This is a genomic window from Cupriavidus ulmosensis (assembly GCF_977008105.1).
In genome coordinates, this window is sequence record NZ_CDRMWP010000002.1 from 2,405,127 (window position 1) to 2,423,887 (window position 18,761).

The 18,761-nt window shown below is 67.1% G+C and carries 19 protein-coding genes; 7 read left to right on the plus strand and 12 right to left on the minus strand.

The annotated features are described in order from the left end of the window. The first annotated feature begins 237 nt into the window (after window positions 1-237). Window positions 238-1,230: a hypothetical protein gene (locus ACWTPI_RS30350; protein ID WP_454733603.1), complete on the plus strand. Its 993-nt coding sequence runs from the start codon at window positions 238-240 to the stop codon at window positions 1,228-1,230. Between the two features lie 130 nt (window positions 1,231-1,360). Here ACWTPI_RS30350 and ACWTPI_RS30355 read toward each other — a convergent pair whose 3' ends face one another. After that, the gene (locus tag ACWTPI_RS30355) at window positions 1,361-1,678 is read right to left on the minus strand and encodes a hypothetical protein (protein ID WP_454733604.1); all 318 of its coding nucleotides are present in this window, start codon (window positions 1,676-1,678) and stop codon (window positions 1,361-1,363) included. Window positions 1,679-1,812: 134 nt separating this feature from the next. After that, window positions 1,813-2,181 (minus strand): c-type cytochrome, encoded by a 369-nt coding sequence (locus ACWTPI_RS30360; RefSeq protein WP_454733605.1) that lies wholly within the window; start codon window positions 2,179-2,181, stop codon window positions 1,813-1,815. Window positions 2,182-2,353: 172 nt separating this feature from the next. Between ACWTPI_RS30360 and ACWTPI_RS30365 the strand changes: the two genes are divergently transcribed. Next, window positions 2,354-3,415 (plus strand): NAD(P)-dependent alcohol dehydrogenase, encoded by a 1,062-nt coding sequence (locus ACWTPI_RS30365; protein ID WP_454733606.1) that lies wholly within the window; start codon window positions 2,354-2,356, stop codon window positions 3,413-3,415. A gap of 71 nt (window positions 3,416-3,486) precedes the next feature. Here the strand turns inward: ACWTPI_RS30365 and ACWTPI_RS30370 are convergent, their stop codons facing one another. The 6 genes from ACWTPI_RS30370 to ACWTPI_RS30395 form a co-directional block, all read right to left on the minus strand. Further along, entirely contained in the window at window positions 3,487-4,344 is an 858-nt protein-coding gene (locus ACWTPI_RS30370; protein ID WP_454740577.1) for an ABC transporter permease, read from the minus strand. Next, window positions 4,301-5,101 carry an ATP-binding cassette domain-containing protein gene (locus ACWTPI_RS30375; protein ID WP_454733607.1) on the minus strand — a complete coding sequence of 267 codons (801 nt, stop codon included), beginning with the start codon at window positions 5,099-5,101 and terminating at the stop codon, window positions 4,301-4,303. Before ACWTPI_RS30375 ends, ACWTPI_RS30370 begins: the two co-directional genes overlap by 44 nt. A 201-nt stretch (window positions 5,102-5,302) precedes the next feature. Further along, window positions 5,303-5,686: a hypothetical protein gene (locus tag ACWTPI_RS30380; RefSeq protein WP_454733608.1), complete on the minus strand. Its 384-nt coding sequence runs from the start codon at window positions 5,684-5,686 to the stop codon at window positions 5,303-5,305. A gap of 171 nt (window positions 5,687-5,857) precedes the next feature. Continuing rightward, window positions 5,858-6,295 carry a hypothetical protein gene (locus ACWTPI_RS30385; RefSeq protein ID WP_454733609.1) on the minus strand — a complete coding sequence of 146 codons (438 nt, stop codon included), beginning with the start codon at window positions 6,293-6,295 and terminating at the stop codon, window positions 5,858-5,860. Beyond that, the gene (locus ACWTPI_RS30390) at window positions 6,295-7,302 is read right to left on the minus strand and encodes a M35 family metallo-endopeptidase (protein WP_454733610.1); all 1,008 of its coding nucleotides are present in this window, start codon (window positions 7,300-7,302) and stop codon (window positions 6,295-6,297) included. Before ACWTPI_RS30390 ends, ACWTPI_RS30385 begins: the two co-directional genes overlap by 1 nt. 63 nt (window positions 7,303-7,365) lie before the next feature. Next, window positions 7,366-8,064, minus strand: a complete 699-nt coding sequence (locus ACWTPI_RS30395; RefSeq protein ID WP_454733611.1) for a hypothetical protein — start codon at window positions 8,062-8,064, stop codon at window positions 7,366-7,368. A gap of 371 nt (window positions 8,065-8,435) precedes the next feature. On the opposite strand from ACWTPI_RS30395, the gene ACWTPI_RS30400 reads away from it, so the two are divergent. Beyond that, window positions 8,436-9,764, plus strand: coding sequence for a PDDEXK-like family protein (locus ACWTPI_RS30400; RefSeq protein WP_454733612.1), 1,329 nt, complete (start codon window positions 8,436-8,438; stop codon window positions 9,762-9,764). Window positions 9,765-9,819: 55 nt separating this feature from the next. Here the strand turns inward: ACWTPI_RS30400 and pstS are convergent, their stop codons facing one another. Then, window positions 9,820-10,905, minus strand: coding sequence for a phosphate ABC transporter substrate-binding protein PstS (gene pstS, locus ACWTPI_RS30405; protein ID WP_454733613.1), 1,086 nt, complete (start codon window positions 10,903-10,905; stop codon window positions 9,820-9,822). 73 nt (window positions 10,906-10,978) lie between these two features. Between pstS and ACWTPI_RS30410 the strand changes: the two genes are divergently transcribed. Next, window positions 10,979-11,761: a transporter gene (locus ACWTPI_RS30410; protein WP_454733614.1), complete on the plus strand. Its 783-nt coding sequence runs from the start codon at window positions 10,979-10,981 to the stop codon at window positions 11,759-11,761. Window positions 11,762-11,910: 149 nt separating this feature from the next. On the opposite strand, the gene ACWTPI_RS30415 is transcribed toward ACWTPI_RS30410, so the two are convergent. Next, on the minus strand, window positions 11,911-12,864 hold the full coding sequence (locus ACWTPI_RS30415; protein WP_020203426.1) for a LysR substrate-binding domain-containing protein: 954 nt from the start codon (window positions 12,862-12,864) through the stop codon (window positions 11,911-11,913). A 144-nt stretch (window positions 12,865-13,008) separates the two neighbouring features. On the opposite strand from ACWTPI_RS30415, the gene ACWTPI_RS30420 reads away from it, so the two are divergent. After that, entirely contained in the window at window positions 13,009-14,241 is a 1,233-nt protein-coding gene (locus ACWTPI_RS30420; protein WP_059412519.1) for an alpha-hydroxy acid oxidase, read from the plus strand. A gap of 42 nt (window positions 14,242-14,283) precedes the next feature. Continuing rightward, a complete protein-coding gene (locus tag ACWTPI_RS30425; RefSeq protein WP_059412518.1) occupies window positions 14,284-15,270 on the plus strand; it encodes a Bug family tripartite tricarboxylate transporter substrate binding protein in 987 nt (328 codons plus the stop codon). Window positions 15,271-15,345: 75 nt separating this feature from the next. Here ACWTPI_RS30425 and ACWTPI_RS30430 read toward each other — a convergent pair whose 3' ends face one another. Further along, window positions 15,346-15,912: a TetR family transcriptional regulator gene (locus ACWTPI_RS30430; protein WP_454733615.1), complete on the minus strand. Its 567-nt coding sequence runs from the start codon at window positions 15,910-15,912 to the stop codon at window positions 15,346-15,348. Window positions 15,913-15,990: 78 nt separating this feature from the next. Between ACWTPI_RS30430 and ACWTPI_RS30435 the strand changes: the two genes are divergently transcribed. Then, window positions 15,991-16,884 (plus strand): SDR family oxidoreductase, encoded by an 894-nt coding sequence (locus tag ACWTPI_RS30435; protein ID WP_454733616.1) that lies wholly within the window; start codon window positions 15,991-15,993, stop codon window positions 16,882-16,884. A 143-nt stretch (window positions 16,885-17,027) separates the two neighbouring features. Here ACWTPI_RS30435 and ACWTPI_RS30440 read toward each other — a convergent pair whose 3' ends face one another. Next, entirely contained in the window at window positions 17,028-18,707 is a 1,680-nt protein-coding gene (locus ACWTPI_RS30440) for an ABC-F family ATP-binding cassette domain-containing protein (protein ID WP_454733617.1), read from the minus strand. Between the last annotated feature and the right edge of the window lie 54 nt (window positions 18,708-18,761).

Here is an 18,761-nt window from a genome sequence, read left to right on the forward strand (position 1 = left end):
GGGTTGGGAAAGCGGCAAGGATAGTACGTCCCGCGCACGTGCGGCGCGCCGGTTGCGCGGCCGACACAGCCCGCGTGCGGGCGGCGCGCGCGCGCCGCGGGCGCTTTGTGCGGCACCCCACAAACACGGGTCCGGCCTGCTTGTAGGCTCACTTCTCGCCGCCAGCGCGCCGGCGCGGCAGGGAGGCCGCGCGCGCGGCCAATCCCCGGAAAACACAAAACCGGACGGGAGCGGGACATGCTGCAGGAAGCGTTGCGGGAGGCGTTGCGAGAGGCGTTGCGGGAGGCGATGGAGCGGGCCAGGCAGATCCGGCGCAGCGAACGGTTCAAGTATGCGCTGGCCACCTTCAGCCGGCTGGCGCTGCACGCCCGGCAGCGCCTGAACCCGGGCGTGTTCGCCATCGACATCCACGAGAACTCCGGTTTCTTCTCCGTGCTGCAGATGGTCCTGTTCATCCTGATGTACTGCGAGGAAAAAGGCCTGGTCCCGCGCATCTCCGCGCACGGCCCGATCTACGGCGACCCGGACGGCAGGATCGACTGGTTCTCGACCTTCTTCGAAACCGTGCGGCCGCCGCCGGACGCCGCGCCGGCGCGCAAGGTCAGGACGTCGCGCGTCCACGACCTCGTGCAACTGGGCCTGCGCGGGCGCTACGAAGCCCGGCTCGAACTCAAGAGCGCCAGCGCCCTGTTCCAGGCGCACTACCGGCCCGCGGCCTTCATCCGCGATGAAGTCGACGCGCTGTGCGCCACGCTCGGCATCGGCGAGACCACGCTCGGCGTGCATTTCCGCGGCACCGACAAGCGCCACGAAGCGGAATCCATGAGCTGGGAGGCGTTCTGCCAGGTGGTGGCGTCGACGCTGACGGAGAACCCGCGCCTGACCAGTCTTTTCGTGTCCAGCGACGAGGCGGCGTTTCTCGATTTCTTCGCCGCGTGGCCGTTCGGCAAGCCCGTGCGCGTGGCGCCGTCGAAACTGCTCGCCGACGGCAGCATGCCGATCCATTTCCGGGGTTACGCCGGCCTGGAAATCGGCCGCGAGGCGCTGGTCTCCAGCCTGCTGCTGTCGCGCTGCGGGTTTCTCGTGAAGACGCCGTCCTACCTGTCGGCGTGGTCCAAGATATTCAACCCGGCGCTGCCGGTCAGGCTGGCATCGCCGCCGCGCCCCGATGCGTTCTGGTTTCCGGACAGTCAGTTGTGGGCCGAGAACGGCATGGCGCCGGCGGCGTGAGCGGCGCGGCGGCGCCCGCCTTCGTCATGGCGGCATCGTGCCGCGCACGGCGCAAAGCAAAACGCCCCGAATGGCATCCGGAGCCATCGGGACGTTTCCGGCCGGCGCCGCCGGGGCAGGCGCCGCGCGCTTACTTGTCGGTGCCGACCGCCGGCGCCTTCTTGTGGCTGCGTGTCTTCCCGTGCGCTTTCGTCGTCTTCGAGTCGGTCAGCGCGGAAGCGGTGCTCTGCCTGGCCCCTTGGGTATAGGGATCGAACTTGTCGTTGGCCCGCGCCGTGTCCGGCACGTAGCCATCCTTGTTCGTCACACGCTGCGGGTCCGGCACGTAGCCGTCCTTGTTGGTGCTGCGCATGTTGTAGTCATAGCGGTCGGCCGGATTCGCCGGGCCGGCGGCATGGACGATACCTGGAACGAGAACGGCAATTGCCAGCGCGATAGCGATTTTCATAGGTCACTCCTTCCAATCGAGGTCCGCGGCCCCTCGCGCTAACCCGGCGCAGTGGCCTCCGTCTGACAGCGTAGCTGCCGGCACGGCAAAGTTCCAGTACGGTTTTTGCTTTCGGCCCGGGCGCCGCGCCCGCGCTACGGATTGGCATGCAGGTAGGCCAGCAGGTCCGCGATCTGCCGCTCGCTGCCGAGCCCCCAGAAACGCATCCTGGTGCCGGGCACGACCTTGCCCGGCGACGAAACGAACGCCGCCAATGTCTTCTCGGACCAGACAATGCCCGACTGCTTCATGGCGGCAGAGTATTGATAATCGCTCGTGCTGCCGGCAACGCGGCCAAAGATGCCGTTGAGCTGCGGACCGAAGCCGCCGCGCGCCGACGGCCCGACGCTGTGGCACGACGCGCATTTCGAGGCGAAGACATTGCTGCCGGCCTGCGCGTCCCCGGCGGCATGTGCCGCGGCGTGAAACGCGAAGGCCAGGATCAATACTGTGGATTTTTTCATTGTGGCCGGGCAGCCGCGCCGGACGGCGCAGAGGCAGCCGGGCGGGGAGAGAAATTGTCGAACAGCACGGATTGTGCAGGATTATTGGACAGCCTATGCCAATCTTCCAGATTGAACCCGCGCGAGCCGCGCACTATTGTGTGGGTTCCCTGAACTACCCGCCCATATCGCCATGTTCGAAGTCCGCGGCTACGCCGTCCATAACGCCGAGTCTCCCCTCGTCCCGTTCCGCTTCCATCGCCGCGACGTGGGCAGCCACGACGTGCGGATCGAGATCCTCTACAGCGGCATCTGCCACTCCGACCTGCACCAGGCCCGCAACCACTGGAGCAACTCGCTCTACCCGATGGTCCCCGGCCACGAGATCGTGGGCCGCGTGGCCGAGGTCGGCAGCGCCGTGACCGGCCTGCGGGTCGGCGACTACGCCGGCGTGGGCTGCATGGTCGATTCCTGCCGCGCCTGCGCGGCCTGCCGTGCCGACCTCGAGCAATACTGCGAGCAAGGCGCCACGCTGACCTACAACGACAAGGAACGCGGCAGCGACCAACTGACCTTCGGCGGCTACGCCGAGCAGATCGTGGTCGAGCAGCGCTTCGTGGTGAAGGTCTCTCCCAAGCTCGACCTCAAGGCCGTGGCGCCGCTGCTGTGCGCCGGCATCACCACCTACTCCCCGCTGCGCCACTGGAAGGTCGGCCCCGGCCAGAAGGTCGGCGTGATCGGCCTCGGCGGCCTCGGCCACATGGGCATCAAGTTCGCCAAGGCGCTCGGCGCGCACGTGACGATGATCACCACGTCCCCCGGGAAAGGCAAGGACGCCACCCGCCTCGGCGCCGACGCGGTGCTGCTCTCGCGCAACGCCGACGACATGGCCCGCCACGCCCGCAGCTTCGACTTCCTGCTCAACACCATCCCGACCGGCCACGACCTCAACCCCTACGCCGCGCTGCTCAAGCTCGACGGCACGATGGTGCTGGTGGGCGTGCTGACCGACATCGAGCCGCTGGCCGGCATCAGCCTGATCGGCGGGCGCAAGTCCATCGCCGGCTCCGCCATCGGCGGCATGGCCGAGACGCAGGAGATGCTGGATTTCTGCGCCGAGCACAACATCGTCAGCGACATCGAGATGGTGCCGATCCAGGCCGTCAACGAGGCTTACGAGCGGCTGGAAAAGAACGACGTGAAATACCGCTTCGTGATCGACATGGCGTCGCTGAAGGAAGAAGCCGCCGCCTGACCCGCGGCGCGGGCGGCGGCATGCGGACAACGCAAGCGTTGCCCCGCATGCCGCCCTCCCCGCCGCGCGGCCTAGCGCACGATCTGCGGATAGATCCGGGTGCTGACCGCCACCATGCCCAGCAGCGTGACCCCGAGCACGGCCCCGTCCACCGCGAGGCCGATGCCGCCGCCGGCAGCGCGCCCGGACAGCAGCAGCGTGCGCAACGCATCCACCTGGTAGGTCAGCGGATTCAGGTGCGAAATGACCTGCAGCGCGCGCGGCATCAGGGAAGTGGGATAGATCGCGTTGCTGGCGAAGAACAGCGGCATGGTCAGCAATTGCCCCACGCCCATGAAACGCTCGCGCGTCTTCACCAGGCAGGCGATGATCAGCGAGAACGTGGAGAATACCGCCGCGCCGAGCAGCACGAACACCACCAGCCCCGCCAGCGACAACGGGTCCCACTGCATCTTGACGCCGAGCAGCGCGGCCAGCGCCATGACCACCACGGCCTGCACCAGCGCGCGCACGCCGCCGCCCAGCGCCTTGCCCAGCACCAGCGCGGCGCGCGGCGTCGGGCTGGCGAGAAACTTGTGCACGATGCCCAGGTCGCGTTCCCAGATGATGGAAATGCCGTTGAAGATGGCGATGAACAGCACGCTCTGCGCCAGGATGCCCGGCACCAGGAAATCCAGGTAAGGCACGCCGCCGGTATCGATCACGCGGCCGTGGCTCATGACCTGCCCGAATATCAGCAGCCACAGCGCGGGCTGCACCGCGCGCGTCACCAGTTCCGTGGGATCGTGCCAGAGCTTGCGCACCTCCATGTCGGCAATGGCGAAGGTCTTGGCAACGAAGGCCACCACCGGCCAGGGCCTGCCCGCGTCGCGTTGCGGCAGCACGTCAGGCAAGGCGGTTGGCGGAGCGGCGGGTCTGAGAGGTTTCATCGTAGGCACCTTGCTGGGCAGCGTCCGCGCTGGTGTAGTGTTCGAAAACGTCTTCAAAGCTGGCATGCGCGCCGACGACAGCCTTGAGTTCCGCGGGCGAGCCGATCGCGGCGATCGCGCCGTGATTCATGATCCCGACCCGGTCGCACAGCCGCTCCGCCTCTTCCAGGTAGTGCGTGGTCAGCAGGATGGCGCTGCCGAACTCCGCCTGCAGCTTCTCCAGCTGCTCCCACACGGAGATGCGCGCCACCGGATCCAGCCCGACGGTGGGCTCGTCGAGGAAAAGCACCCGCGGCCGGTGCAGCGTGGATTGCGCGATCTCCAGGCGCCGGATCATGCCGCCGGAATAGGTCTTGACCAGCTTGTGCCCCACGTCGGCAAGATCCATGAACGCGAGCGCATCCTGGATGCGCTTCTCGCGCTGCGCGCGCGGGATGTCGTAGAGCTTGGCGAACACCAGCAGGTTCTCGAAACCCGACAGGTCGCCATCCGCCGACAAGGCCTGCGGCACATAGCCGATGATGCGCCGCACGGACGCCGCCTCCCGCACGATGTCGAAACCGCCCACCGACGCCGTGCCTCCGCTGGGCGGCAGCAAGGTCGTCAGCATCTTGATCAAGGTCGTCTTGCCCGCCCCGTTGCGGCCCAGCAGGCCGAAGACCTCGCCCGCCTCGATGGACAGCGTCAGGCCGCCGACCGCCGTCATGCTGCCGAAACGGCGGACCAACGCATGGGTTTCGATGATGGGCTGGGACATCGGTCTCCCTCGGGCAGGACTGGCGGGCACGGATGAACGGGCGCGGCCCGCCGTGCTCGCTGGCGTTGGCCGGCCGGCCACTGATCTGCTCAATCTATACGCCGTCCGCCGGGAGCCCTTGATGTGGGTCAAGGTCGCTTCGCGGCCTGCGGTGAACCGTGTCATCCCGCGGCGGCGGGGACATACAGGATGGGCCGGACACTAGCGCGCTTCGCCGCCCGCGGCGGCCATGCCGCTGTCCGTGGGCATGGGCAGGCCGGTGAATTCAACCTTGTGGGTTTCCATGCTGCAACAGGCATGGGGGCAGGCAGCGACGATACTGACATTCACTGCGCGGGCGACTTCCGGCCTGGCAGGGTCGTCCAGAAGGGATTTCCGCGCGCTCGACTCAATCCTTTCCGGATTGAATCCCCGGTCGAGAAAGAAGCGACGAACCGTCTCGGCCCGCGCACTGATAAGTGACACACCTCCTGCTTCACCCCCGACCCGATAAGCATCGACAAGGAAATAGTCGTAGTTCGGGTAGTTGACCCGCTGCTCCGCAAGCCATGTTCCCAGTTTAAGCGCCGCGCCGGCGGTCAGCATGTGTGAATGCTTGGGAAACCGCAGGTATATATCAGGAAAACCCGGACTGCATGCATACGTTGTGCCGGTCGACAAGCACATTGCCAGAATGGCTCGCCTGAGCCATTGCCTATGCCGACACATCGGTCCACTGCTATTTTTCTTGGACATCAGTTCTCCAGTTGATTGATTTCATTTCGATGGTTGCGGCCCGGGACAGCACGGATGCGGACAACGCGGATCGACGGAGATATAGGCGGTGTTCGCCAGCCGCCGCGCTTCGGCGTTCGGGGGGGCGTCGTAGCCGTAGTTCTTGATCTCCGCATCCAAAATGTCCGACTCCTTGACACCAAGATTCAACAGCAACCGCTTCAAGTCCTGCGCCCTGATCTTTGCCAGATGGGCCGATATGCCAACTCGTGGATTTTTCTGAACCGAAATGGAATACGTACCGTCATTGGGGAAGGACCGTCTCGCCATCCCCCTCCAGTCAGCCATGCGGCGAATTTCGCTGGCCGAAAGAGTGATCCGCTGGCCCTCATAGAGAGGCTCGTACTCAACATATGGCGGATGGCAAGCGAAAGCAGACCAAGTTGATATCAACGGGATTAAACCCAGTAAATATTTCATCAAGGCCTCCATACCGGAACGTTGCCGGTCCAGTTAGGAATATTTGCCACATAGTACGAAATATTATCTGCATTGTTTATGCAAAATTCATCTCGTGCGACTGCCTTCTCCATCGATATTCGGATACTTGACCAAGTGTCCCTGCTATCCATCGCCAATGGAAAATGTGATATCTCATGTATCAGAATGGTAAGTTTTGACTCTTTATTGAACGGGACACCATGAATACTGTTTGCTTCGGCATCGGTTCGGCAAAATATATCCCCGATAAAAATCATATATGTTCCATCGGGCTTACAGACGGAGGCCGTTGGTGGCAACTCATCCTCCCTCGCACGCGGCACACACCCCACCCGCGCCAGCCCCGCCACCGTATAGCGCTCATAGTTCCTGTCGGTCAGCCCGCGCATGATCTGCCGCATGCGCGCCATCCCGCCACGCAGCCGCTCCCGCGTATCCTCCCGCGCATTGCCGAACCAGAGCCTGACCTTGTCCTGGTCCGCGGTGTTCCACCGCTCCAGTTCGGCCAGCCGGTCGCCCAGCAGCCGCACGGCCTTGTCGCGCAGCCGGTTCATGGTGGCGTAGAACTCCGCGTTGCTCATGTTCTGGCAGATCAGCGCGGGGTCGTCCGCGGCCGTTTCCCGCGGCGCGCCTTCGGTCAGCTTGTTCGAAGCCGCCACGGGCGCGGCGGCGCTGCCCGCCGGCGGACGGATGCCGCCGCGGTTCACCTCGATGGTGAAATCGTCCTGCGAGGCAATGACGACCGGCTTGTCCGCGCACTTGCAGTTCACGCGCGCGCCTTCGACCAGGACCTGCGTGCCCATCACGCTGAACGACGGCTGGCAGTCGTTGGTGACGACGCCACTGCCCTGGCATGCAGGGCAGGTGGCGATGTCGCCATCGACGCCGAGCCGCACGCCGTGGTGCGTCATCGCGCCGGTGCCGATCAGCGTGCCGTTGCTGCTGGTGCGGTCGCCGTTGCGGAGCGCTCGTCGCATGTCCATCATCAGAAGACCTCTCGCGGTTGGATGGGTTGGCGCAGTGACGGCCGTCGCCGCGCGATGCGGCGCTCAGGCGGTCGCCTTGACACCGGGGCCGCCACGGAACACCGCGATGGGCACGAAATGCCATTGCGCGGCTTCAGGGTCGTAGAGGGCGACCTGGTCGACTTCCGCGCCGACCGGCACGACGCCCGGCATGCGCTGTATGGCCAGCCCCACGGCCTGGTGCCGCTGCTGTTCCGTCCAGGTTTCCAGCAGGCCGTGCGAGTCCGCGTGCGCGAACAGCCCGGCGTGTTCGCGCAGGCGCTCGTACCTGGCCATGCCTTCGGGGCCGATCTCCAGATCGATGGCGTCGAGCCGCGTCTGCGGGATGTCCTCGGTCTGCATCATGCAGACGCTGGCGAGAGCGCCCTTGCGCCGGACCACGATGCGGCCGTCGCTCGCGGCCCAGCCGCAATGCAGGTTGAGATGGAGCTTGCCGCCGCCGTGCCGGATCAGCGGGCGCGGATCGAAGGTGGCCGCGCGCACCACGTGATACGGCTTGCCGGGGCCGGACATGAATGCGGCGTCGAGCAGGGCGTCGAAGGGCGAGATGTGGACGGACAGCGCGTCGCCGGAGTCGGCGTCGCCCTCCTCCACGAATTCGCACAATGCGTTGCACCAGTTCGGCTCGCCCTCCCTGGGCGCGTAGTTGACCAGCAGGAACAGCTCCGGCTTGGTGTGCAGGACATGCCCGCAGGGGCGGGATGGCGGGTTCGGTTGCGCCATTTGAGTACACCTCCTTTGAGTGACATTGGAGTGACTCAACATATACCCAGTATCGGGCGCGAAATAAATGGGAAATTTCTGTTTTTGCGCTCTCCGCCGCGCAAGATTGACCGCGCCGGGGTCCGGCGGGCCGTGTGCCGCCTTCGGGACGGCGCCTTTCCGGGCCGGCTGTGCCGCGCCGGCAGCCAGCGGACGCGGTGCCGCGGCCCCTCGGAAGAGGCAGGCCGAAACGCTCAAGCTTTGCCGGATTTCTCCGATAGCATCTCATCGCGCGCAAGGCCGCCCGCGCCGGGCCATCGACGCAAGGCGAGGCGGTCCACCAACCACCGGGCATCAGGACACCGGCCAAGACACCGAGGACACAAGTGCAAGTGGAACCAACCGATCTGTATGCATTCCTGCGAGACACCAACCTCGTGGAACTGATCGAGCAGAACAAGACGACCGACGACCTCTTCGACGTCATCAAGCTCACCGAGAACCAGCACTCCGACACGCTGGCGTGGTGCATGAACCCGAACGAGGGCCACTCCCAGGGCGATGCCGTCATCAAGGATTTTCTCGAGGCCGGTTATGCCGCCAGCGTGGATCCCATCTGGGACAACAAGCGGTTCTTCGAGAAATGGACACCGGGCAGGATCCGCACGAGCAGTTTCGGCGCCGCGTTCGTTACCCGCGAATTCAGCGTCGAGGTGGACAACGGCACGAAGAAAGGCCGGCTCGACCTGTTCCTGATCGACCCGCAGAACAAGATGCTCATCACGATCGAGAACAAGGCCGGCGCGAACCTGACCGCCGAGCAGTTGGAGAGGTACGTCAAGGCGGTCAAGGCCGAAGTCTCGTCGCGCCCGGTCTTCTCCGACTACGACCAGGCCTTTATCGTGCTCGACCGCGACCTGAAGGACTATCCGGAAGACGCCATCGAATCGCTCGGGAAACGATGGGCGCTGCTCGACTACAGCTGGCTCGAAGCCTCGGCGAAACGCGCGCGGTTCCAACTGGCGCGCGACAAGAACGCCGCGCAGCTGCTGGTTGCGTACTGCCAGAAGCAGACGGAATGGGAGAGCCCGGCGGAGCAGCGCATCTCCGAACTCGCCGCCGACCTCGCGCTCGCCCATCCGCAGGTGGTCGAAGCCATGCGCGAAGTGCGCAAGGAGTCCGTCCTCGACTGGAAACCGAAGTCACTCGAAGGCGCCATCGGCGAACTGCGGCTCTTCCAGGCGCAGTATCCCCAGGTCTGCGAGCAGCTCACCGGCATCCAGGGCGTGGCCACCATCGTCCAGCAACTGGTGAGGAGCATGCCCTCGCTGAACCAGGACCTGATCGAAACCGGCAGGACCTGGTTCAACGCCACGCCCGCGCAGACCGTGGATCTGCTGCGCGACGGCGACGATGCCTTCTGGCCGGTCTACATCAACGTGTATCGCGACGCCAGGGCCTCCCGCCCGGACGCGCCGAAGTTCAACCTTCGCCTGGTCTGGGCACGGGGCGAATTCAATGCCGCGATCTGCGACGAGCCGGAACTGCGCGCCCACTTCCAGACGCTCTTTCCCGGCCTGAAGAAATTCGCCGCCTCCGACATTCGCCGCCTGGTCATCAAGAAACACCTGTCCCAGGCCGATGCGGTCAAGGAGTCGAGGAAGCTGCTGGAATCCATCAGCGACCAGATCAGGAGCCGGCCCGTTCTTGCTGCCGACTGAACGAGGGTTCCCCGCCTGCGCTGCGGCGCCCTTCGACACCCCCTGGCGACGCCCCCTAGCGATGCTCCTGCCGGTGCGACGAAGCGCGGCGCGTCCAGACGGCCCCGCCGGACGCGCTCCTGACCTGATCCGCCCACACGCCGTCGATCAGATCGAGCGCCGGCTCCGGCAGCGGAACGTAGTCGAGGTCGATCGCGAAGCGCTGGCCATCGTGCAGCGCCCAGTCGAAGAATTTCAGGACTTCGAGGCTTCGCGCGGGCTGATCGGCCGCGGTGCGCAGCAGGATGAACGTGCCGCCGGCAATGGGCCAGCTCGCCGCGCCGGCCTGGTCGATCAAAAGCTGATACAAATCCGCGGAGCGCCGCCATTGCGCCGCCCGTGCCGCCGCCTCGAACGAAGCCTCGCCCGGCTGCACGAATGCGCCGTCGCGATTGCGCACCGAGGCGGTGGTGAGGTTGTGCTCCCGGGCGTAGGCGTATTCGACATAGCCGATCGATGACTTCGTGCGCTGCACCGACGACGCCACGCCCTCGTTGCCCGCGCCCGTCACCCCGATCGGCCATGCGAGCACCTTGTCCGCGCCGACCTTTGCGCGCCATTCCGCGCTCGACCGCGACAGGAACTCGGACCAGAGGAAGGTGGTGCCGGACGCATCGGACCGGTGCACGACCGTAATGAAGGTGCTGGGCAGATGCAGCCCGGGATTCAGCGCCGAAATGGCGGGGTCGTTCCATTTCGTGATCTTGCCGAGGTAGATCTCCGCCAGGACCTGCCCGCTCAGCCGCAGCTCCCCGGACTTGATGCCGCCGACGTTCATGACCGGCACCACGCCGCCGATCACGGCGGGAAACTGCATGGCACCCGCCCGCTGCAGTTCCTCCGCGGCAAGCGGCACGTCCGACGCGCCGAAGTCCACCATCCCGTGCCCGACAAGATCGATGCCCGCGCCGGAGCCGACCGCTTCATAGCGGATGTCGACGCCCGTGGCGCGCTTGTACTCCGCGGCCCACTTCGCATAGATGGGATAGGGAAACGTCGCGCCGGCCCCGCGCAGGACCACGTCGGCGGCGAATGACGAGCGGTGCGCCGTCAGTGCCAGGGCGGCCACCAGCAGCAGGATCAGGTGAGCAACACGATTCATGACTTCCCCCGGCGTCGCGCAAGCGTCACAAGCGATGGCTACAGTGATTGCGTGGAATGGGATCATAGATCGAATGCCGCAACGAGCAGATGACAGTCCGCGCCCGACGCAGCGGAGGCAACCGGCCGCCTGGATAGCGGCTGCGGCGCTGGCGGCCGCGCCCCCGGCATTCGGCGCGCACCCACTGGAGGCCGAGGACACGAGCACCCAGGGCAAAGGCAATATCGAACTCGAGAACGGCATGTCGTGGCTGCGCGCCGAGGGCGCGACGGTGTTCACGTATCAGCCGCAGATCTCGTATGGCCTGACCCCGACCCTGGATCTGATCGTCCAGCCGTCCTGGATACGCGGGTTCGATCCGGATGGCGCGCGAACCCGGGGGCTGGGCGACACGAACATCGACGCGAAATGGCGCTTCCATGGCAGCGCCCCCTGGGCGTTCGGGACGAGGCTGGGCGTGGCGGCGCCAACCAGCCAGCATGGCCTCGGGCTGCCTCACGACAAGGTGTCCGCGCACGCGCTGATGCTCGCCACCTACGATGCCGCGCCCTTCACGTTTCACGGCAATGTCGGGCTCGCGCGCAACCCGGAGGAAAGCGGGGCGAGAACGTGGGAAAAGCGAGTGGCCGCGGCAGTCATGTGGGCAGCCAACGAGCACCTGATCCTGACGGCGGAGGCCGTGGCCGTCACCGACCCGAACCCCGCGAGCGGAGCCTGGCCGGTGACACTGCTGGCCGGCGTCATCTATACGGTGTTTCCGGGCCTGGATCTGGACATCGGCTATCAGGCCACCGTGCGGGCGAAGGTGCCATCGCGGGAATGGCTGCTCGGGATTACCTATCGGTTTGCGCCTTAGCGCCTGCCTGCAGATTCCCCGCAGCGAAGATTCCCCGCGAATGGGGTTCAACGCTCCGATATGGAAAAAAGCACCTCGAGAGCGGCAGGCAAACATGGCGGCCAAGACCAGGCGGCATCCGCGCGATCCGGCGGACGCCGGGCAGACCGCTATTGCCCGATCTCGCCATTCGCCCCGGGCCAGCGCCCGCTGCGCGCCAGTTCGCGCGCAACCTCCACAAGCACCACGCGCGCGCCAAGCGCGGCCGTCGACAATTCGTCGTCGGGCAGGCTGGCCAGCAGGCTGGTGCGATGCATCGCGTCGTCGCGCAGGCGAATGGCGCGCAAGCCATCGGCGCCCGACGTGCCGCCATGCGGAATGCCCACGCGGGCCAGCAGCGAGCCGGGTTGAATCGTGGCGCCCACGCCTGCCCGCACCACATCCATCAGCGTGCCGGCGCCATCGACTTCGAGCACGACATTCGGCATGCCGCCAACTTCGCGAAACGCATCGAGCACGAGATTGCGCAGCGTGTGGGTGCCGCTCGGGAGAATCAGCGGCAGATCGCCCAGTTCCGCCACCGAGGCTTCGTCGGCGTCGGGCATGCCCGGAAGACCGGCGCTGCCAAGCAGGAACAGGTGCTCGTCCAGCAGCGGCACCACGGTCCAGCGGCGCGCGGCATCGGCCTGGAATACGATGGCCAGATCGAGCTGGCGCGAATTGAGCAGCGCTTCGAGATTACCGGCCAGGCCCTCCACGATCCGCAGGCGCACGGCGGGATAGCGCGCTCGCATGGCGGTGACGAAGGGCAGCGCCAGCATCGCCGCGGTGGTGCCGGCCAGGCCGATGCTGACCAGCCCCGACAGCCGCCCCTGCTGTGCCGCGCTGGCTGCCGCCTCGACCTGGCGCAGGATCAGTTGCGCATGCCGGAAAAAATCGAGGCCGGCATCGGTGGGAAACACGCCGGTCGAGCGCCGCTGCAGCAGGCGCGTGGACAGCTCACCCTCCAGCCGGCTGATCTGCTGGCTCAGCGTCGAGGTCGCCAGATCGAGTTCGATCGCGGCGCGTCCCATGCTGTTCAACTCGACGACACGCACGAAATAGCGAAGCTGGCGCAGTTCCATCTGGATATAGGGGGCGGCGGGGGGTGTTCAAGTATACCGAACACCCGTTCAGCCAAGGCTCATGCCGGTTCCCGGTGCGCCATATAGACTCGCGCCAATGTCCTGTCCCCAGAAAGATTTCCCGATGAGCCACGGAGTTTCCGCATGACCGCGAGCGCCCAGCCGCGCGCCGCGCAGCCGGCGTCCAGTTCCGCCGATACGCAACGGCGCCGCGTCGATACCCGCTTTCGCGGCATTCTTTCCCTCGACGATTTCGAGCGGGCCGCGCAGCGGCGCCTGCCGCGCCCGATCTTCGGCTATGTCAGCGGCGGCGTGGAAGACGGCCTGTCGCTCGACGACAACCGGCGGGCATTCGCCGAATATGGCCTGCTGCCGCGCTTTCTGGCGGGCGTGGCCGGACGTTCGGCACAGGCCACGCTGTTCGGCCGCACCTATGCGTCGCCGTTCGGCATCGCGCCGATGGGCATCGTGGCGCTGTCCGGGTATCGCGGCGATATCGCATTGGCCAGCGCCGCCGCCGGCGCCGGCATTCCGATGATCATCAGCGGATCGTCGCTGATTCCGCTGGAAACCATTGCCGCCGCGGGCGACCGGCCGTGGTTCCAGATCTACCTGCCGCCCGATCTCGCGCGTACCGATGCGCTGCTCGATCGCGTGGCCCGCGCGAAGATCGAGACGCTGGTCGTCACCGTGGACGTCGCGGTGCCCGGCAACCGCGAGAACAACCTGCGTACCGGCTTCTCCACGCCGCTGCGCCCCACGCCGCGGCTCGCCTGGGACGGGCTGACCCGGCCACGATGGCTGCTTGGCACCTTCGCGCGCACGCTGGTCCGTCACGGCATGCCGCATTTCGAGAACTCGTTCGCCACGCGCGGCGCGCCCATCATGTCCCGCAATGTAGAGCGGGAATTCAGCGGCCGCGCGCATCTGGACTGGAGCGTGATCCGCCATATCCGCGCCCGCTGGCAAGGGCCGCTGGTGATCAAGGGATTGCTCGATCCGGCCGACGTGCGATGCGCGATCGAAGCCGGCGCCGACGGCATCATCGCCTCCAATCACGGCGGACGCCAGCTCGACAGCGCGGTCTCGCCGCTGCGCACGCTGCCGGCGATGGTCGATGCGGCGGGCGGCCGGCCGGTGATGCTCGATGGCGGCATCCGGCGCGGCACCGACGTGATGAAGGCGCTGGCGCTGGGCGCGCGCTTCGTGTTCGTGGGCCGGCCGTTCAACTACGCCACCGCGTTCGGCGGACACGACGGCGTGGCCTACGCGATCCGCATTCTGCACGACGAGGTGGTGCGCACGATGGGCGCGCTCGGCATCAACGCGCTCGCGCAGATGACACCGGACCGGCTGGTACCGGTACCCCCGCGCTGAATTCCGCGACGACATAAAACATAAACACATACGGAGACAAAGATGGATCGACGACGTTTTCTCGCCACGGCCGGCACGCTGCCCTGGGCCGTGCCGCTGCTGCGCCCCGGATTGAGCGAGGCCGCCACCGGCTATCCGAACCGCGCGATTACCTACGTGGCGCCCTACCCGGCCGGCACCACCACCGACTTCGTGGCCCGCGCGGTCGCCCAGGCGCTCGCGGCCGAAGTTGGCCAGCCCGTGGTGGTAGACAACCGCGGCGGAGCCGGCGGCACGATCGGCAGCGGCCTCGTCGCGCATGCCCGGCCCGATGGCTACACGCTGCTGCAGGGCTCGACCAGCACCCACGGCATCAATCCCACGCTGTATTCGAAGCTGCCCTACGATGCCGAGAAAAGCTTCGAGCCGATCGGCCTGATCGCCTCGTCGCCGCTGATCCTGATCGTCAATCCGCAGTTGCCGGCACGCACGGCGCAGGAGTTGATCGCGCTGGCGCGCGCCAGGCCCGGCACGCTGCGCTACGGGTCGGCCGGCAACGGCTCCTCGCAGCACCTGGGCGGCCAGCTGTTCGAATCGAAGGCCAATGTCGACCTGATGCACGTGCCTTACAAGGGCGGCTCGGCGGCCATGACCGACCTGCTCGGCGGACAGATCGACATGATGTTCGAGATCTTCCCCACCGCCCTGCCCCATATGCAAAGCGGCCGCCTGCGCGCGCTCGGCGTGACCTCGCTGAAGCGCATGCCGCAGCTGCCCGAGCTGGCCACGCTGGCGGAGTCCGGCGTGCCGGGGTATGAGATGGCGACCTGGCACGGCATGCTGGCGCCGGCGGGCACGCCGCGCGACATCGTCGTCGCGCTGAACCAGTCGCTGGCCAGGGCGCTGGCCACGCCGGCACTGCAGGCGCGCTTTGCGGCGGCCGGCCTGCAGGCCGCGCCCGCCTCGCCCGAGGACTTCGGGCGCTTCATCCACGCCGAGGTCCGGCGCTGGTCCGGCATCGTGAAGGCATCGGGCGCACGCATCGAGTAAGCGGGCGCGCGCCGCGCACGCGCGCGAACTGGCCGACCGGCGGGCGCCGCGGTGCTCGGCTCGCAAGCGGGCCGGTCAGCCCGCCACGAGCGCTCTCAGCCGCGCCAGCGATTCATTCACGATCTCGCCATAGCCGCGCCGCTCCGACTCGCCGACCCACTGCGCGAACGCGATCCGAAAGACGGCGATGCCCGCCTCGGCCGCGAGGGTCGCGTCCGGCTCGCCGACACCGCGCTCGCGCAGCGCCTGCGCGAGCGCCGCGGACAGCCTCGCCAGCTTGCTCAGCTCGCGCTCGCGCAGGTCCGCGTTGGCCGCGATCACCGTGCTGCGCAGGCGGGCAAACGGGCGGCGCTCCTCATCGAAGAAATCGCCGGCCTTGGTCAAGGCGGCGGCGACCGCATCCAGCGCCGAAGCCTCGGCCGGCGCCTGGGCCAGCGCCTCGGCCATCGACTGCTGAAGACGCTCGGAGCCATTGAAAAGCACTTCGCGCTTGTCGGCGAAGTAGCGAAAAAACGTGCGCGCGGTCAGCCCCGCGCGCTCCGCGATGGCTGCCACGGTCGTCTGCTCGTAGCCGATCTCACCGAACAGTTCGATGGCCGCGGCACGGAAGCGGCTCTCGGCATCGGGCTCCCAGCGACCCATGTCCCCTCTCTTGTGTTGACACAAAGTGACATCATAAGTCTATACTGATGTCACTCAATGACATCAAGGAGCCCTATCATGCGAATTCTCGTCACCGGCGCCTCGGGCTGGATCGGTTCGGCCAGCGTCAAGGAACTCATCTCCGCGGGGCATCACGTCCTCGGCCTCGCCCGCAACGACGAGTCCGCCGCCAGGATCGCCGGGCTGGGTGCCGAGGTGGTGCGCGGCAGCCTGGACGACCTCGCCAGCCTGCGCGGCGCGGCGGCGCTGGCCGAAGGCGTCGTGCACCTCGGCTACAACCACGACTTCTCGCAGATGGCGGCCGCGGCGCAGACCGACCGCGCGGCCATCGACGCGTTCGCCGACGTGCTGCAAGGCACGGGCGGTCCGCTGCTGGTTGCCTCGGGCTCGCTGGGGCTGGCCCCGGGCCGCGTCGGCACCGAGGCAGACATGCCGGACGCCGGAGTCCACCCGCGCATCGCCAACGCGGCCCACGCGCTCGGCCTGGCCGGGCGCGGCATCCGCTCGATGGTCGTGCGCTTCGCGCCAACGGTGCACGGCGCGGGCGGCGACCACGGATTCGTCGCGGTGCTGGCGCGCACCGCCCGCGAAAAGCGCATCTCGGGCTACATCGGCGAAGGGCAAAACCGCTGGCCGGCGGTGAACCGGCTCGATGCCGGCAAGCTCGTGCAACTCGCGATCGACAAGGCAGCGCCGGGCAGCGTGCTGCACGCCGTCGCCGAAGAAGGCGTCGCCACGCGCGACATCGCCACGGCGCTGGGCCAGTTCCTGGACGTGCCGGTGGCATCGATTCCCGCCGAACACGCGCAGCAGCACTTCGGCTGGCTGGGCATGTTCTTCGGCGCCGACGCCCCGGCCTCCAGCGCACGCACGCGGTCGCTGCTGGGCTGGGAGCCGACGCACGCGACGCTGCTGGAAGACATCGCGGCCGGGCACTACCCCGGAAAGTGAGTGAGTGAGTGAGTGAGCGGGCGCGCGCGGCGCCGTCGTCGCCAGCCGGGGCCGGCACCGCTCGCTCCGTTGCCGCCCCTCGATCTCGCCAGCACCGGCCATGCACCGCCTGACGAAGGGGCGCGGCCGTTTGCTCAGTCCTTCTACGGCTTCTGCAAGGGCGCCGCGGCGGCCTGCTCGCGCATGCGACGGGCTTCGTCGCGCAGGAACTGCTGGTAATCGTCCAGATCGCCGTCGAAGGGCTCGACGCCGCCCTTGGTGACCAGCCAGAACTCGTCGCATACGGCGCGCAGCAGGGCACGGTCGTGACTGACCAGCATCACCGTGCCTTCGAATTCGTTGAGCGCCATGCCCAGCGCTTCGCGCGTGGCCAGGTCGAGGTGGTTGGTCGGCTCGTCGAGCAGCAGCAAGTTGGGGCGCTGCCACACGATCATGCACAGCACGAGCCGCGCCTTTTCGCCGCCGCTCATCGTGCTGACCGCCTGGTGGACCATGTCGCCGGTGAAGTTGAAGGTGCCCAGGAAGGTGCGAAGCGATTGCTCGGTGCCGCTCTGGCCGGGCGCGCGCATGTGCGCCGGCGTGTCCCTGGCAAGGCGGATCATGTGTTCCATCGGCGTGTCGAGCGGGCGCAGCACGTCAAGTTCCTGCTGCGCGAAGTAGCCGATGTTCAGGCCCTTGCCTTCGCTGATTTCGCCGGCAATCGGCGCCAGCGCGTGCGCCACCGTCTTCACCAGCGTGGACTTGCCCTGGCCGTTGGCACCGAGAACGCCGATGCGCTGCCCGGCCAGCACGGAACGGTTGATGCCCCGCACGATGACCGTGGGCGGCGTGCCCGGCGGCGCGCCGGCCGGCGCCGGGTAGCCGAAGCTCGCGTCCAGCATCGACAACAGCGGGTTCGGGACGCTGAGCGGCTCCTTGAACTCGAAGCTGAACTCCGCGTCGGCAAGCACCGGCGCGATCTTCTCCATGCGTTCGAGCGCCTTGACCCGGCTCTGCGCCTGCTTCGCCTTCGAGGCCTTGGCCTTGAAGCGGTCGATGAACTTCTGCAGGTGGGCGATCTTGTCCTCCTGCCTGGCTATCGCCGCCTGCTGCAACACGAGCTGCTCGGCGCGCATGTCTTCGAACTTGCTGTAGTTGCCGCCGTAGCGCACAAGCTTGGCGTTGTCGACGTGCACCGTCACCTGCGTCACCGCGTCGAGGAATTCGCGGTCGTGGCTGATCACCACCAGGGTTCCCTGATAGCGCTTGAGCCACGCTTCCAGCCAGACCAGCGCGTCGAGGTCGAGGTGATTGGTCGGTTCGTCGAGCAGCAGCAGGTCGGACGGGCACATCAGCGCGCGCGCCAGCTGCAGCCGCATGCGCCAGCCGCCGGAGAAACTGTTGACCGGCTGGCCAAGCTGCTCGGCGCTGAAGCCCAGGCCCTGGATCAGCGCCTGGGCGCGTGCGGGGGCATCGTGCGCACCGGCATCGTGCAGGGCCATGTAGGCGTGCGCCATGCGCATGCCGTCGTCGCTGGCCTCGGCGGCGGCGACTTCGGCCTGCGCTGCCAGCAGCACGGTGTCACCCTCGACCACGAAGTCGGTCGCGCTCTGCTCGGTCTCCGGCATCTCCTGCGCGACCTGGCCCATCTTCCATGCAGCGGGAATCGAGAACTCGCCGCCGTCTTCGTGCAGCGTGCCGTTGAGAAGAGCGAAAAAAGACGACTTGCCGGCGCCATTGCGGCCGACAAGCCCGATCTTCTCTCCGGGATTGAAGGTGGCGGACGCGCGGTCGAGTACGACATTGACGCCGCGGCGCAGCGTGACATTACGGACGGAGATCATAGGGGGCCACTTCGGAGAAGATCGGCATGATAGCCGACCGGACGCGCGGGGCCG